The sequence below is a fragment of the Providencia sp. genome (assembly GCF_052096715.1).
GTDB lineage: Bacteria > Pseudomonadota > Gammaproteobacteria > Enterobacterales > Enterobacteriaceae > Providencia.
This window is the reverse complement of sequence record NZ_JBQDNB010000034.1, coordinates 17,836-33,657: the sequence shown is the minus strand read 5'-3', so window position 1 is coordinate 33,657 and position 15,822 is coordinate 17,836. Positions and strand designations below refer to the sequence as shown.

13 protein-coding genes are annotated in these 15,822 nt (G+C 39.6%); 5 read left to right on the top strand and 8 right to left on the bottom strand.

What is annotated here, in order from left to right; all coding sequences use genetic code 11:
• Window positions 1-250 precede the first annotated feature (250 nt).
• The 3 genes from ACTH6U_RS19025 to ACTH6U_RS19015 form a co-directional block, all read right to left on the bottom strand.
• Complete coding sequence (locus ACTH6U_RS19025) at window positions 251-2,926, bottom strand: TonB-dependent hemoglobin/transferrin/lactoferrin family receptor (RefSeq protein WP_441832908.1); 2,676 nt, start codon at window positions 2,924-2,926, stop codon at window positions 251-253.
• A gap of 135 nt (window positions 2,927-3,061) precedes the next feature.
• Window positions 3,062-4,021: a FecR family protein gene (locus ACTH6U_RS19020; RefSeq protein WP_441832907.1), complete on the bottom strand. Its 960-nt coding sequence runs from the start codon at window positions 4,019-4,021 to the stop codon at window positions 3,062-3,064.
• 2 nt (window positions 4,022-4,023) lie between these two features.
• On the bottom strand, window positions 4,024-4,521 hold the full coding sequence (locus tag ACTH6U_RS19015; protein WP_294103274.1) for an RNA polymerase sigma factor: 498 nt from the start codon (window positions 4,519-4,521) through the stop codon (window positions 4,024-4,026).
• A 354-nt stretch (window positions 4,522-4,875) separates the two neighbouring features.
• On the opposite strand from ACTH6U_RS19015, the gene ACTH6U_RS19010 reads away from it, so the two are divergent.
• From ACTH6U_RS19010 to glsA, 3 genes are all read left to right on the top strand, one after another.
• Entirely contained in the window at window positions 4,876-5,784 is a 909-nt protein-coding gene (locus tag ACTH6U_RS19010; RefSeq protein WP_294103277.1) for a gluconeogenesis factor YvcK family protein, read from the top strand.
• Between the two features lie 267 nt (window positions 5,785-6,051).
• Complete coding sequence (locus tag ACTH6U_RS19005) at window positions 6,052-7,014, top strand: AEC family transporter (protein WP_434720115.1); 963 nt, start codon at window positions 6,052-6,054, stop codon at window positions 7,012-7,014.
• A gap of 46 nt (window positions 7,015-7,060) precedes the next feature.
• Window positions 7,061-7,996, top strand: a complete 936-nt coding sequence (gene glsA, locus ACTH6U_RS19000; RefSeq protein WP_441832906.1) for a glutaminase A — start codon at window positions 7,061-7,063, stop codon at window positions 7,994-7,996.
• A 90-nt stretch (window positions 7,997-8,086) separates the two neighbouring features.
• Here the strand turns inward: glsA and uvrB are convergent, their stop codons facing one another.
• On the bottom strand, window positions 8,087-10,102 hold the full coding sequence (gene uvrB / locus ACTH6U_RS18995; protein ID WP_441832905.1) for an excinuclease ABC subunit UvrB: 2,016 nt from the start codon (window positions 10,100-10,102) through the stop codon (window positions 8,087-8,089).
• A 251-nt stretch (window positions 10,103-10,353) separates the two neighbouring features.
• Here uvrB and ACTH6U_RS18990 point away from each other — a divergent pair, with 251 nt between their 5' ends.
• Window positions 10,354-10,563 (top strand): hypothetical protein, encoded by a 210-nt coding sequence (locus tag ACTH6U_RS18990; RefSeq protein WP_294103285.1) that lies wholly within the window; start codon window positions 10,354-10,356, stop codon window positions 10,561-10,563.
• A 176-nt stretch (window positions 10,564-10,739) separates the two neighbouring features.
• Here the strand turns inward: ACTH6U_RS18990 and bioD are convergent, their stop codons facing one another.
• From bioD to bioB, 4 genes are read right to left on the bottom strand one after another with little or no spacing between them, the layout of a single operon-like run.
• Window positions 10,740-11,414 (bottom strand): dethiobiotin synthase, encoded by a 675-nt coding sequence (bioD, locus tag ACTH6U_RS18985; RefSeq protein WP_294103287.1) that lies wholly within the window; start codon window positions 11,412-11,414, stop codon window positions 10,740-10,742.
• Window positions 11,407-12,192, bottom strand: coding sequence for a malonyl-ACP O-methyltransferase BioC (gene bioC / locus ACTH6U_RS18980; RefSeq protein WP_441832904.1), 786 nt, complete (start codon window positions 12,190-12,192; stop codon window positions 11,407-11,409). Before bioC ends, bioD begins: the two co-directional genes overlap by 8 nt.
• Window positions 12,170-13,327, bottom strand: a complete 1,158-nt coding sequence (gene bioF / locus ACTH6U_RS18975) for an 8-amino-7-oxononanoate synthase (RefSeq protein ID WP_441832903.1) — start codon at window positions 13,325-13,327, stop codon at window positions 12,170-12,172. Before bioF ends, bioC begins: the two co-directional genes overlap by 23 nt.
• Window positions 13,328-14,365, bottom strand: coding sequence for a biotin synthase BioB (bioB, locus tag ACTH6U_RS18970; protein ID WP_441829682.1), 1,038 nt, complete (start codon window positions 14,363-14,365; stop codon window positions 13,328-13,330). It abuts the gene before it with no gap.
• A gap of 92 nt (window positions 14,366-14,457) precedes the next feature.
• Between bioB and bioA the strand changes: the two genes are divergently transcribed.
• Window positions 14,458-15,726: an adenosylmethionine--8-amino-7-oxononanoate transaminase gene (bioA, locus tag ACTH6U_RS18965; RefSeq protein ID WP_441832902.1), complete on the top strand. Its 1,269-nt coding sequence runs from the start codon at window positions 14,458-14,460 to the stop codon at window positions 15,724-15,726.
• Window positions 15,727-15,822: the final 96 nt, after the last annotated feature.

The window sequence follows — 15,822 nt, the reverse complement described above, 5'->3', positions numbered from 1 at the left end:
CTACGTGACTAGGGCTAGCGAGTGCAGCCAACAACGTCACAGCGCAAAGTATGACAAGTATTCACCATCAAAAAGCCGTTTCTTTTAAGAAAAAAATTATAATCAGCAAAGTACTCTAAATAATTTGTGTTGTGACTAGGCGGCAAAGGAGCTAGACCCTAGGAGCGTAGATAACTACGTGACTAGGGCTAGCGAGTGCAGCCAACAACGTCACAGCGCAAAGTATGACGAGTAAAAGTATGACGAGTATTTAGAAACGGTACTCAACCCCCCCACTAATAGTCCTACCCCGTCCTAACGTATTCGATAAACTTTCACCAAAACTCACTACATAGGCGCGATCCATTAAATTCTCAACGTTCCCACGTATAATGAAATTATCGGTGAAAGCATAACTGGCATATAAATCAATTAGCGTATATTTCGGCCAATCAGCTAAATAGGGTTGGTTACTTTGTGCTGAGCTATCTTGGAAGCCCGGCGTAAAGCGAACAACTACGCCGCCATCCAGTTTACGGTCAAACGCTCGCCCACCGAGGGTAAATGATCCTCTATCTCCTGGTAAATTGGCTGCGCTACTAAAAACGGCACCATTATGGCAATCAACATAGTTGCTTTGCTGTTCATCTACTTCCATGTACCAGTTACCCGGACCGCTGTTCGCACCCCCTTTCAATACTCCGCCTAACCATGCTGGATGAGCACAGAATTTATTTTTACCGAGCATATGAGTAAACGTCAGATCTGCATAAGCAAAGCCTGCATCATAGTTAATTTGATACTCGAATCCTCTGAAGCGCGTGACATTTAAGTTATTGCTGTAGGCCGCATTACCAATACTTGGGTTAACCATACCTGGTTTTGTTCGATTGATGGCCAAATTAATGTAGTTATCCACCCGCGTATCAAAGTAAGCAACTTTTGCGACAAGGCGGTCTTCTTCAATTAATAACTGTGGATAATTAACATTCATCCCCAGTTCCCATGCATTCGAGCGCTCAGCTTTTAAATAAGGGTTAGGAAATTGAGTCGACGAACTATGTGCGCTGCCCGTGGTGAGGGTTTCAGTAATCGCTGGCGGACGCCATGAACGACCATAACTAGTAAATAATTCCATCCATTCGAGACCTGGGTGAACCGCCAATCGAATATTAGGTGAAAACGCCCCTTCTGACTTATCAACATCCCACGATTGAATGATATTAACACCCTGGCATGCCCTAGAGCTCATGGCTTTACAAGGATTATCCTTGGTGTAAGGGTATGTCCGATACCCCATACTGGTTTGGCCTTTAAGGGTGTAATAATCATATCTCATCCCCCCTTCCAACGTTAACCAATCGTCATGCTCATAGGTCAGTGTTGTAAATAATGAACTAAGTGAACGCTTACCATCAGGTGTGACATTACCCGCGGAAGTCTGGGTTGAGCTACTGGAAGCCTTATCTTGAAATGTCTCAAATCCATAATGTGCTTTTAATACATTATTACGGTTAAATTCAATTTCTGAATGGTTTTCAAGTTGCAAGCCCTGCGTCTTAACTCGAGTATCAGTTTGATATCCATTTTTAAACACTACACTCGTCGCATACGTTTCGCTATCATCTTTCGTATCAACAAGATAAACCTTAGCTTTAAACTCTGTGCTCCATGGGCTATCACTATAACGGGTATAATCTAAAGAATAGTTCTTGGTATTAACATCACTAAATCCGCTGCTTTTCCAACCCAATGTATAGGGCCATGTATTCGACAAATTGGTCAGTGTCCCCGCATTCGGTGTCGCCACTTTTGTTTCTAGATAGTTAAACTGAACGCGTTGTGACTCATCAATATTCCAGCCTGCTTTGGCCAAATAAGAGGTCATTTGGTAATTACTATCAGTTATTTTATTATGCTTTAAATCATGGACCATCTGGTCATACAGGCCGATATCATTATTAATACGAATATTACCAATATCACCCTGTGTTCCTGGCTTATAATCTCCGAGTCGTCGCTCACTCGCAGCAAACAATAAATCTGCTTTTTCATTGCCTAACGCGATAGCACTACTGCCGATGAAGTGTGTATTATTAGTGCCAGTGCTGGCATGTATTTTACCGCCAAAGGTTTTGTCTTTAGTCAGAAAATCGGACGCATTGACGGTATTAAAAGTCGCCACACCACCCAAAGTACCACCACTGCCCATTCCGCTACTGTTGCCTTTTTGAATTTCCACACCAGATAGAAGTTCTGAGTCGATATACATGGTGCCATTACGCTGTCCATGACCACTCTTTTGGAAGTTTTGTCTCATCCCATCAATATTCATATTGACGCGTCCATAGTCTTGGACACCACGAATATTGACAGATAAAGACGGATCCTGCTGGCTGACACTCGAGTAAACGCCCGTTGTTAGTTCGAGCAAATCGGCAATGTGTTTAGGTGGTCTGTCTTCAATTTGTTTTTTACTGATGACACTCACAGAAGCTGGAGTGCTATACACCCAATCGCCTTGTTGAACTTGCGCAGCGGTAACAGTGATTTTATCTAATACCACTACTGATTTATCGCTGGATACTGTGGGTATACGGCTAATTGAAATACGGTTATTTTGAATATTATAATAGATTGGATTTGAGCCAATCAGTTGCCGTAATCCTTCCTTAAGCGATAAATTCCCCTGTATTGCATGGCTTTTTAGTCCAGCAACATCTTGGCTCTCAATTAATATTTCAACGTTTGCTTGTTGTGCATACTGTAAAAGTGCCTGCTCAAGAGATTGAGCTGGAATAGAAAACGAGATATTCGATTTCACTTGTTCAGTTTGCGATAGTTGTTCTGTCTGTGCATAACCCATAAACGGAACTGCAGGTAATGCCATCAATGCAAGGTGAACACAAAGTACGGATTTTTTATAATAATGTTTCTTCTGAGTCATTTCCCATCCCCAAGATGATAATGGTAATAAAAATCATAATCACTTAGATCAAGACGTAGAAAATAAAAAAACCCGTAAACAATTTTTTAATTAATTGTTATTTAATTATTGATTTAGTATATAAAACATAGAATATCAATAAATTAACGTAAAAAATGGCATTTCATAAATCGCTAAATTACGTGATGCCGCTAAGTTGGATAAAGCACCTTCAATTGATTTAACTTGAAAGACACCACTGACTCGCTGATCCGTTTGTGCCCCCAATAAAAAAATCGGCTTATCACGATAACGACTAATCTCAGCCACAACATCAGCTAATATACGTTGATGAAAAATAATTTGTCCCTGACGCCACGCTGTCGAATGTCGCTCTTCAAAGGTCGAAACAGGCCAAATCTGTTGTTGATAATGTGTCGAATCACCAGTATTAACTGTAACTTCTTGTCCCGATAATAAGTAAATTTTGACGCTGTGTTGATAAACACTGACATCAACTTGTTCATCATTATTGTCGACTAAAAATTCAGTACCCAGCGCTTGAATATAGCCTTCCTTTGCAGCAACACGAAAGGGGCGAGACTCGACCTTAGACACAGGGGCTGCGGTAAAATAAGCACGACCTGCCAGTAAGTTCACTTGTCGAAAATTATCATTAAAAGCAATGGTTAATTTCGCCCCGCTATCCAGATCAACTTGGCTGCCATCAGGAAGCGTAATTTGCATTACTTCACCAACTTTTGCTTGATAATCAGCAACCTCGTGAGTTCTTTCATACCAAAAAACCACAGATAGCACACTAAAAATGACTGCCGCAGCCATAGACAGCCAACTATAATGCCTTTTGGTTACCGCTTTCGAGCTTATTAATTTCTGTGTAGAGGTGGATGTAGGTATTGATTCTCTCGGCATTGATTCAGTCAAAGACCATAATTGTCGAGCATGACAATAGGCATCAAAATGCTGCTCTGATGCATTCATCCATAATTGGAATTGAAGTTCTTCTTCTGCCGTTAACTTATCTTGTGCAGTTTTTATCACCCATAATGCAGCCGTAGAATTAATATCTGAAGGTAAATCGGAAAAGTGAGCCATATTTAGTCTCTCCACTTATGAATGAGAACAGCCAATGCATTGGCTAAATGTTTCTCAACCGTACTCAATGAGAGATTTAGTAACTCAGCAACATCCAGTTGCGAAAGCCCTTCTTCACGATGTAATCGAAATATTTCTTGAGTTCTCTGAGGTAATGTACGCATTATCGACTGTATTTGGTTAATTTGTTGCTCTCTAATAGCCTGTGACTCAAGGCTTTTTATATTTGCAGGCAGTGCTTGCCACTGTTCATCACTGATAAGTACCGAGGGCTGTTTTTTTTGCTGCCGAAAATGATCTATCATTAAATTTTTTGCAATGCGATACAAATAAGCATCAAAATCTTGTACTGACGAGTGTTTCATCAATTCAGCCATACGCACAAAACTTTCCTGTGCAATATCCATACTTAAGCTATGGTCTTTAAGATACCCGTTCAGATAACGGCATAATGAAGAAGAATGACGTGCAAATAGGCATTGTAATTCAGAATCTGACATATAAGACTATAACGCCAATAATGAAAATGAGAATTATTTACATAATATCGTTAATTTCTCAAAATGGGAACTCCATGACGATTTTTTGTTCATCTTGATTAAGGTAAATACGGAATGTTCTCTTTTATTGTTTTTTATCACAGTAAATCAGCTAGCGATGATGTTTTATGGTAGATTAACGCCCAATAATTATAGACACGGCTTGTAAACCCGATTTATAGACCTATTTTCACTTGTTTATAAATTGCTTTTACCTATTTTTCATAATGATATTTTTCGTTTCGTTCATTCATTATGATAATAGGAAGTAGCTTAGCTTTATGGCGCTGAAAAATTAACTGATATAGGAATACTATGACGAATCGCAGTCTGACTGATCTCAGACATGTTGTCGCTCTTGGCGGCGGGCATGGACTTGGTCGTGTGATGTCTTCACTTTCATCTTTAGGCTCTCGTTTAACAGGTATTGTTACCACCACAGATAACGGTGGCTCAACAGGTCGAATTCGCCGTGCAGAAGGGGGAATTGCTTGGGGTGACATGCGTAACTGCCTAAACCAGTTAATTACAGAACCGTCTATTGCATCTGCCATGTTTGAATATCGTTTTGTCGGTAATGGTGAGCTTTCAGGACATAATTTAGGCAATCTAATGTTAAAATCATTAGATCATCTTAGTGTTCGTCCACTTGAGGCGATTAATTTAATTCGCAACATGCTTAAAGTAGATGCGCAGTTGATCCCGATGTCTGAGTCTCCAGTCGATTTAATGGCTATTGATGATATGGGTAATGAAGTTTATGGTGAAGTGAATGTCGATGCATTGATTGAACTCCCTAAAGAACTACGACTATATCCAACAGTCAAAGCCACCTCTGAAGCACTTCAAGCCATTCATCAAGCCGATTTAATTATTATTGGTCCGGGTAGTTTTTTTACGAGCTTAATGCCATTACTGCTGCTCAATGAGGTTGCGACTGCATTACGTGAGTGTAAAGCCCCGATGATTTATATTGGTAACCTCGGTAAAGAACTCAGCTCTTCCGCTGCGAATCTATCTTTACCTGAAAAATTACAAATGATGGAAAAGCATATTGGTTGTAAAAAAATAGATGCTTTAATCTTAGGTCCTCGCACCGATATTAGTACGATTAGCCATGACAGAAAAATCATTCAGCGCGTACTCGAAGCAGATGATATTCCTTATCGTCACGACAGAAAGTTGCTGCTTCAAGCCATCGAACAGACAGTGCCATTGCTATAAACACTCACATCGCTAGTCTCACTTAAAATTAATTATTACCGCCTTTCCCTGAAAGGTGGTTTATCTCCCCTCCCCATAAAAACCGTACAGAAATAGTACAATAGAAATAAAAATAAGCGAACTCATCTCAATTATTTTATTTTCTATTTCTATCTATTTGCACTATATTTTAAACATACCAATGTAGGGACTTATTAATTTAACTCGATAATAACAAACTTCTTAATATGACGACTCCATCATAAAACCATTTAGTTTTTAGGAAGTATGATAAAGATAAATTTAATTGGAGGATCAATGTTACAGGATTATGCTAATATATTAGTGCTTTTTCTGATAGTTGGAATCGGATTCATATTAGGAAAAATAAAATGGTTTAATCAAAATAGTAATAATGCGATGACAAAATTATTACTCAATATTACGCTCCCCTTAACACTTATATTGTCAATAATTCATGATTTTTCAAAAAAAGAATTCTTAACGTTATTACCCAATATTATCCTACCTTTTAGTTCAATACTCATACTGATGCTTCTTTCTTTTATTACTGCGTTAATCATTAAAATACCGAGAACAGATAGAGGGCTATTTGTTGGCCTCTGCTCAATGAGCAGCACAATTTTTTTTGGTATTCCAGTTGCACTTGCTGTTTACGGCTCTCATCTACTTCCTTATGCTTTGATGACCTATATCGCTCAGACTATCTTATATTGGACGCTAGGTATTTATTTACTCAAGAATGATAATGACACTCAAAAATTCGACCTATTCGTTACAATTAAAAATATTTTTACGCCACCTTTAATTGCCTTCATTATTGGTGTCATTTTGTTATTAAATCATATTGAAATCCCTTCATTTTTATCTTCGTTTGCTCACTATTTAAGTGGGATGACAGCGCCTATTGCAATGTTAATTATTGGGACAATAATTTATATTACTGGATTTAAAAACTTAAAGATAACACCCTATATTATCGTTATACTCATTTTTAGGTTTATCATTACTCCCGCAGTGGTTTTGTCACTAGGACTCTTACTACACATGCCAGTAATGATGATAAAAATTACTATATTAGTTTGTTCTTTGCCTATTCCAAATACGACGGTAATTTTAGCGAGTAAATATAAAGCCGATGTCATCCTTGCGACTCAATCACTCACGTTTTCCATTATTTTTTACTTATTATATATACCTATAATCCTATTACTGATTCATAAGATTTAGTCCACTGTCATTGAAAATAATATATATTTATTAAGGAATAACTTCTATGAGAGAGATAACAAAGCTTCAAAGCGCTGTAGATAAAGCATACCAAAATTTTCGTCATGATAATGGTGGGGCTAACGCTGACTACATCCCATTTTTAGCCCAAATAGACAGTCAACTTTGCGCATTATCAATTGTAACGGTACAAGGGGATGTTATTACCGCAGGAGATATACAGTACCGCTTTGCGCTTGAATCTATTTCAAAAGTTTGCACCTTAGCATTGGCTCTAGAAGATTATGATGCAAATACTATTCAAGAAAAAATAGGCGCAACACCAACAGGACTGCCGTTCAATTCAGTGATGGCATTAGAGTTACACGGTGAAAAACCTTTATCTCCTCTGGTTAATGCCGGTGCAATGTCGGCAGCGAGTATTATTAAAGCGCAATCAATCGAGGAACGCTGGCAACGAATTTTAGCGATACAACAAAAATTAGGTTCAAAAGATATTTATCTTTCAGATGAATTAAATCAATCCGAACAAACAACTAATTTCCATAATAGAGGTATTGCTTGGCTATTGTATTCTGCGGGTTATCTTTATTGCGACACAATGGAAGCCTGTGATGTTTATACACGCCAATGCTCAACACTCGTCACTACTGTAGAGCTAGCAACAATGGGGGCAACAATTGCTTCCGGAGGAAAAAATCCACTAACTCAAGAGCAAGTACTAAAACCCGATAATTGCACTCGAATACTGGCCGAAATGACGATGGAAGGCATGTACGATAGTTCCGGTGATTGGGCTTATACTGTTGGTCTACCTAGTAAAAGTGGTGTCGGTGGTGGGATATTAACTGTTATACCTGGCGTTATGGCAATCGCGGCATTCTCGCCACCATTAGATACCGTAGGTAACAGTGTTAGAGGACAAAAAATGATTGCTTCAGTAGCTAAAGAATTAGATTACAATTTATACAAATGTATTTAATATAAATATCATTAATGTTTATATTAATGAGTTAACACGCATTCTGCCCAAAAGATCGAATGCGTGTAACTCAATATAAAACAAAGCTATTTAAGAGTTTGCAATAAATTGATTTCTGAGTGTCTGTAGTTCATCTCGCACTTGCGCCGCCGCTTCAAATTCAAGATCTTGTGCGTGTTTATACATCTTCGCCTCAAGCTGAGAAATGCATTTTTCCAGTTCTTTTGTCGACATTGATTGCACATTAGCAACATTTTCATGCTTCGCATTATCTTTATTTCGGCCTTTGCCTTTACCAACTTTATGGCCAATTTGTAAGATATCGCCAACTTTCTTTTTCAATCCTTGAGGTGTGATGCCATGCTCTTCGTTAAATGCCATTTGTTTAGCACGACGACGTTCAGTTTCAGAAATGGCTTTTTCCATTGATTTAGTAATTTTATCGCCATATAGAATCGCTCGGCCATTCAAGTTACGTGCAGCACGCCCAATAGTCTGTATCAATGAACGTTCTGAACGTAAAAAACCTTCTTTATCTGCGTCTAAGATGGCAACAAGAGATACTTCCGGCATATCTAGCCCTTCTCTCAACAAGTTGATACCCACCAGCACATCAAATACGCCAAGTCGTAAATCACGAATAATTTCAACCCGTTCAACCGTTTCAATATCTGAATGAAGGTAACGTACACGTTCGCCATGCTCTTCAAGATATTCAGTTAAATCTTCTGCCATGCGCTTGGTTAATGTTGTGACTAAAACACGCTCTTCTTTTTTCACTCGAATACGTATTTCAGAAAGCAAATCATCCACCTGAGTGGTCACTGGACGAACTTCAATAATTGGATCGAGTAACCCTGTCGGCCTAACCACTTGCTCAATAATATCGTTACCTGATTTATCTAACTCATAGTTACCCGGCGTGGCTGAAACATAAATGGTTTGAGGTGCTTGAGCCTCAAACTCTTCAAAACGCATTGGTCTATTATCAAGCGCTGAAGGCAGACGAAAACCGTATTCAACTAATGTTTCTTTTCGTGAACGGTCACCTTTGTACATCGCACCAATTTGAGGAATAGTGGCATGTGACTCATCGACTACCAATAAGCCGTCAGCAGGTAGGTAATCAAATAAGGTCGGTGGCGGATCGCCCGGGGCACGCCCTGAAAGATAACGAGAGTAGTTTTCTATCCCAGAGCAATATCCCAGCTCGTTCATCATTTCAAGATCAAATTGTGTACGCTGTGCTATTCGTTGTTCTTCAAGTAATTTATGGTTATCAAGTAATACTTTACGCCTATCAACAAGTTCAACTTTGATATGCTCCATGGCTTCGAGTATGCGCTCTCTCGGTGTGACGTAGTGCGTTTTAGGGTAAACAGTAAAACGAGGCACTCGATGCTGGATCTGTCCAGTAAGAGGGTCAAAGAGAGATAGCCGTTCGACTTCTTCATCAAATAATTCAATTCTTATTGCGTATTCGTCAGATTCAGCAGGAAAGACGTCGATCACTTCACCGCGTACGCGAAATGTACCTCGCGTAAATGCCTGATCATTGCGCGTATATTGTAGATCGGCTAATCGCCTTAAAATTGAACGCTGATCGATAATCATACCGTCGGAAAGATGCAGCATCATTTTTAAATAGCTATTAGGATCGCCCAGCCCGTAAATAGCCGACACAGATGCCACGACAATGACATCTCGACGTTCAAGTAAGGCCTTAGTAGCAGATAAACGCATTTGTTCAATATGTTCGTTTACAGAGGCATCTTTTTCAATAAAGGTATCAGAGCTAGGTACATAAGCTTCAGGCTGATAGTAATCATAGTAAGATACGAAATATTCAACCGCATTATCTGGAAAGAAAGCTTTCATTTCACTATAAAGCTGAGCGGCTAATGTCTTATTATGCGCCATCAGCATAGTAGGTCGGTTTTGGTTTGCAATCACATTGGCGATAGTAAAAGTTTTACCTGAACCCGTCACACCTAATAATGTTTGATGAGCAAGTCCATCCTCTAACCCTTCAGTTAATCTGCGTATCGCTTCAGGCTGATCACCGCCCGGCTGGAACTCGGAATACAGCTTAAAATCCTTACTCATATCTGTGCCTCTTAACGAATCTCTCCCGCTATAATACTGGATAAAAAACCAGCTTCAAGTGCTATGATTAAATTTTCTGTGTCAAGTAGTTTTAATCTATCTGTAAAAATGTTATCCCCAAAATAATACTTGACCTTTTAGAAACCATATATTTTATGCTATGACCTTTTTTAGCTTTATCGCAAATACAAATTCATGTCTTGATTTTATTTAACTCATTGATTTTTAAAATTATTACTTTAAAGTCCAGAATGACATCAAATAAAGACGAAGCCGCAGCTCACCTAGTGTTGCACCCAATTTTATCAGTTAATGCACAAGGTTATCCACAGAAATGGTGGATAACTCTGGGAGCCCTTAGTACTCATGCTTCGGCGCGAATTACAAAATTTGTTAAACATGAATTAAATGACAGTAAGATGACAAAAAAACGAAAAATTTTCATGCCGCATATTCGCTAAAAAAGAGATTTTATCTGATTTGAAGTATATTCATTAATATTAAAGGTAATCAGCTTGACAGAAAATGGGATTTTCTTATTTAAAAAGATCGGATCACAATTTAAAAAATGATGATCCTCAGTTAATTTGTATGCAGAGGATCTTATTAGATTTATTCGTAAATTGATTTCAGTATCTTATAACAAAGAGAAATTAATGTACTGACCAACTTCATTTATCGGTTTTGTAACTTGATAAGGAATTAATCCGACACAAGGTGCATTAATCATTTGATTAAGCGTTGTAAGATATTGAACCTGAAATGTGCCGGCGGGCTCTATTTCATTGGCTATCCAACCAGATAGCACTAATCCAGACGCTTTAATTGCCTGAACAGTTAATAATGCATGGTTGATACACCCAAGTTTGACCCCTACAACCAAAATCACAGGTAACTGCTGTTCTACCACCCAATCAGCAAATGTATTTTCTTTCGATAACGGTGTATACCAACCACCAGCACCTTCTACCAATACCCATTGTGCTTGTGATTGTAAGTACTCAAGCCCCTTTGTCATCACTGAAAATTCGATAGGTTTGCCCATTTTCTCACTGATGATATGCGGTGAAGTTGCAGCTTCAAATACGATAGGATTAACTTCATCGTAAGATACTTGAACAGTACTATTGGCTCGCAAAAGAAGAGCATCGTCATTACGTAGCCCTTGCTCAGTAAATTCACTCCCTGACGCAACCGGTTTGTAACCTACCGTTTTTAAACCTTGAGATTTCGCCGCTTGCAACAATGCACAGCTTGCTACCGTTTTACCAACCTCAGTATCAGTACCTGTTATAAAATAAGTTTTAGTCACGGTAAATTACTCCAAAAACAGTTTGATAAGTTAAAGGTAGGCCTTGATCTGTTATTGGATAAACAGATGCAAGTTGCTGTAGCCGTTGACGTGTCATTAATCCTTTTCGACGCCCCTTCGTTAAATGAGTCGCACCAATGCCTTTTAGTGAATTTAATAGAGCATGAATATCAGAAAAATGAACAGTATCTGCCTGCAAATTCAATTTATTGCGCCATGTTTGGCAACTTTTGAAAATAGATGAATAAGGCAAAAAAGAATTAACGTGAGAAGTACCATCAAGGATTTGCCATGCCTGAGATAATTCATTTAATGAATTTTCAGCTAATGTGGTAAATGCAATCAATCCGCCCGGTTTTGTAACGCGATAAAGCTCACTTAAGGGCTGATAAATATCTCGACACCATTGAATTGAAAGATTAGAAAATACCATATCAAATGTTTCGCGGCGAAAAGGTAATGATTCCATATCGGCGCAAAAATAATGTGCTGCTGAATTTTTATTTTTAGCCACATTCAGCATACCCGCAGATAAATCAAGCGCGGTCACTTCATTACCTCGCGCCTTCAATCTTTGGCTAAAAAACCCCGTCCCACAACCTGCATCCAAGACTTTTAGTGGGTATATACGTTGATGCTTTTCGAGTTCAATATCTAACTGTGCTAATAGCTGTTTACCACTATTTTGTTGATAATTAGCTAAAGCATCATAATGCATTGCGGCACGGCCAAAAGCGGCCGCAATTTGCTGTTTTTCACGATATGAAGACAAAATCATGCATTGCCTCCAATAACCGTTCTATATCATGCTGTTGATGGGCAGCACTAAGCGTAATTCGTAACCTTGCACTATTTGGTGGTACTGTTGGTGGCCTAATCGCTTGTACCCAAATTCCCTTTTCGCGCAAGAAATTAGCGAGTTGTAGGCTCTTATCATTATCACCAATAATTAATGGTTGAATCGCAGTCATTGACGATGCTAATTGCATATCAGGTACATTGATATTATGTCTAAAATAGTCAATATTATGCCTGAGCTGTTCTCTCGCAACATCAGCCTGTTTAACCTGTTTCACGGCTTCAGTAAGTGCAACAGCCTGAGCGGGTGGCATCGAGGTGCTATAAATTAAATGACGAGCCGTTTGAATAAAAAAATCAGCCGTATTTTCATCACAAAGAACAGCGGCACCGCTTAATCCAAATGCTTTACCGAATGTCACAACCAAAATCTCTGGTTTAATTCCTTCAGCATCACAACTTCCTCGTCCTTGACTACCTCTTACGCCAATTCCGTGAGCATCATCCACCATCAACCAAGCTTGGTGCTGTTTAGCAACTTGTTGTAATTGTTCAAGTGGCGCGCCATCACCATCCATACTAAAAACACCTTCAGTAATAACCAATGTTTTACCTGACGTTGTTTGCGCAAGACGTTTTTCCAATGATTCAACACTGTTATGCTGAAAGCGTCGTAAATTAGCCCCCGAATGCATTGCTGCGTCTAAAATAGATGCATGACTTAATTTATCCGCTAATATACGATCGCCCTGAGACATCAATGCAGTAATCACCGCTTGATTCGCGGCAAAACCAGAAATAAATAGTAAAGCTTTTGGATAACCTAACCACTCAGCTAATTCTTTTTCGAGATCGTAATGCGCTTTGGTATAACCCGTTATATGACCTGAACCACCACTACCGACGCCATATTGCTCCGCGCCTTGTTGCCATGCTGTCACGACGTCAGGGTGATGGCTGAGTCCTAAATAATCATTTGATGCAAAATTTAAATAATGCTTTCCCTGATAATTAAGCTCTCGACCATTAGCTCCATCAATACAGCGACGTTCACGCCAAGCAAAATTCTGTTTGCGCTGTTCTAGCTGTGTTTGAATAAATGATTGCCAACTCATTTATACTGCCGCATTATAAAACTGTGAGTTATCAGCCGTTAACAAGGTTTGTGCCAATTTTGCCGCTTGCTGATTATCACCTTCCACGGTATCGATGCGTTCTGGGTTAATATTCAATTTACGAAATAGTGCTAAATCTTTGTTTTCATCCGGATTTGGTGTCGTGAGTAATTTGCAGCCATAAAATACGGAATTCGCTCCCGCCATAAAACACAGCGCTTGCGTTTGCTCATTCATGTATTCACGCCCAGCAGAAAGCCGGACATACGATGCTGGCATCATGATACGTGCAACAGCAATAGTTCTAATAAAATCAAAAGCATCCACATCTTCGTTATCAGCCATTGGCGTACCTTCGACTTTCATCAACATATTGATAGGCACACTTTCCGGCGGCTTAGGTAGATTCGCTAATTGCACTAATAATGCCGCACGATCGCTGACCTTTTCCCCTAACCCTAAAATACCGCCGGAGCAAACTTTAATCCCCGCCTCACGGACATTTTCTAACGTATCTAAGCGGTCTTGATAGGTTCTGGTGGTGATAATATTGCCGTAAAACTCAGGGGAGGTATCAAGGTTATGATTGTAATAATCAAGTCCAGCTTCAGCTAACCGACTCGCTTGCGTATTATCAATCATGCCAAGGGTCATGCAGGTTTCCATACCTAAGGATTTTACCTCTTTAACCATCATCTCCAAATAAGGCATATCTCGCTCTTTCGGATTACGCCATGCGGCCCCCATACAAAAACGTGTTGAGCCTGCTTGCTTGGCTTTTTTCGCCGACTCAAGTACTTGTTCAACTTCCATTAATCGCTCAGTTTCTAGTCCTGTTTTATAACGTGCACTCTGCGCACAATATTTACAGTCTTCAGGACAAGCCCCCGTCTTAATTGACAACAACGTACTAACTTGAACTTGTTGCGGGTCAAAATTTTGACGATGAATTTGCTGTGCTTGAAATAAAAGTTCAAAAAAAGACATTGCAAACAGTTCGTTAGCTTGTTTTATTGTCCATTGTTTTGCTTGGCTCACGGAAAGTCTCCCATTTAAAAAGTTGTTGCCAGTTTAAATATTGCGATTATCATGTCAACTAAATTGATTTAAAAAAGTTGACGATAGATTAAATGGATAGTTCTGATATTGCTTTTGATGCTAAACACATTTGGCATCCCTATACCTCAATGAGCCAGCCAATTCCTGCTTATCCAATCAAAGCAGCACAAGGTGCCGAGCTAATAATGGCTGATGGAAAAAAGTTAGTAGACGGAATGTCTTCTTGGTGGGCGGCAATTCATGGCTACAATCATCCTAAACTAAACTTAGCTGCTGCTAATCAATTAGAAAAAATGTCCCATGTGATGTTTGGTGGAATAACTCATCCACCCGCAGTTAACCTGTGTAAACAATTAGTTGCTATCACCCCTGAACCTCTTGAGTGTGTTTTTCTTGCCGACTCAGGTTCTGTTGCTGTAGAGGTTGCGCTCAAAATGGCTTTGCAGTATTGGCAAGCTAGAGGGGAGAAACGTCAACGCATATTAACGCTGCGCCATGGATACCACGGTGATACTTTCGGCGCAATGGCGGTTTGTGACCCTGACAACTCCATGCATGGCTTGTACAAAGGCTATTTGCCACCACATATCTTTATTGATGCACCAAAATGTAGATTTAACGACGAATGGGATAAATCAGACTTACTGCCACTTGAGCAACAATTAGCAGAAAATAATCATGAAATAGCGGCGATCATCCTCGAACCTATCGTTCAAGGCGCTGGTGGAATGCGTTTTTATCACCCTCAATATTTAAAGGGGGTACGCGACTTATGCAATCAATATAATTTGCTCTTAATCGCTGATGAAATTGCCACCGGTTTTGGTCGTACAGGTAAACTTTTTGCTTGTCATCACGCTGATATCGCTCCTGATATTATGTGTTTAGGCAAAGCATTAACGGGAGGGTATATGACCCTCTCTGCGACTATCACGACTCGTCATGTCGCTGAAACGATCAGTAACGGTGAAGCGGGTTGCTTTATGCACGGCCCAACATTTATGGCTAATCCACTCGCCTGCGCCGTCGCTGATGCCAGTATCACGCTATTACTTAACAGCCCTTGGCAACAAACCATCGCCAACATTGAGCAGCAATTAATTAGCGAACTAATGCCTCTAGCAAACTACGCGAGTGTACAAGATGTACGCGTGCTTGGTGCAATTGGTGTTATTGAAATGAAGCAGCCAGTAGACACCGCTGCGCTACAAAAGGCTTTTGTTGCAAATGGCGTCTGGATCCGTCCATTCGGTAAACTCATCTACGTGATGCCGCCCTACATCATCACCCCAGAACAACTAAGTAAAATCACCCAAACGATCAAAAAAGTTTTAAGTTAACTCATTATTTTAAATATTCTATTTAACATACTGTTCAAATAATACTCTAAATAGTTCGGGCTGTCGCAAGGCGGCCAACGAGCGAGACTCTAGGAG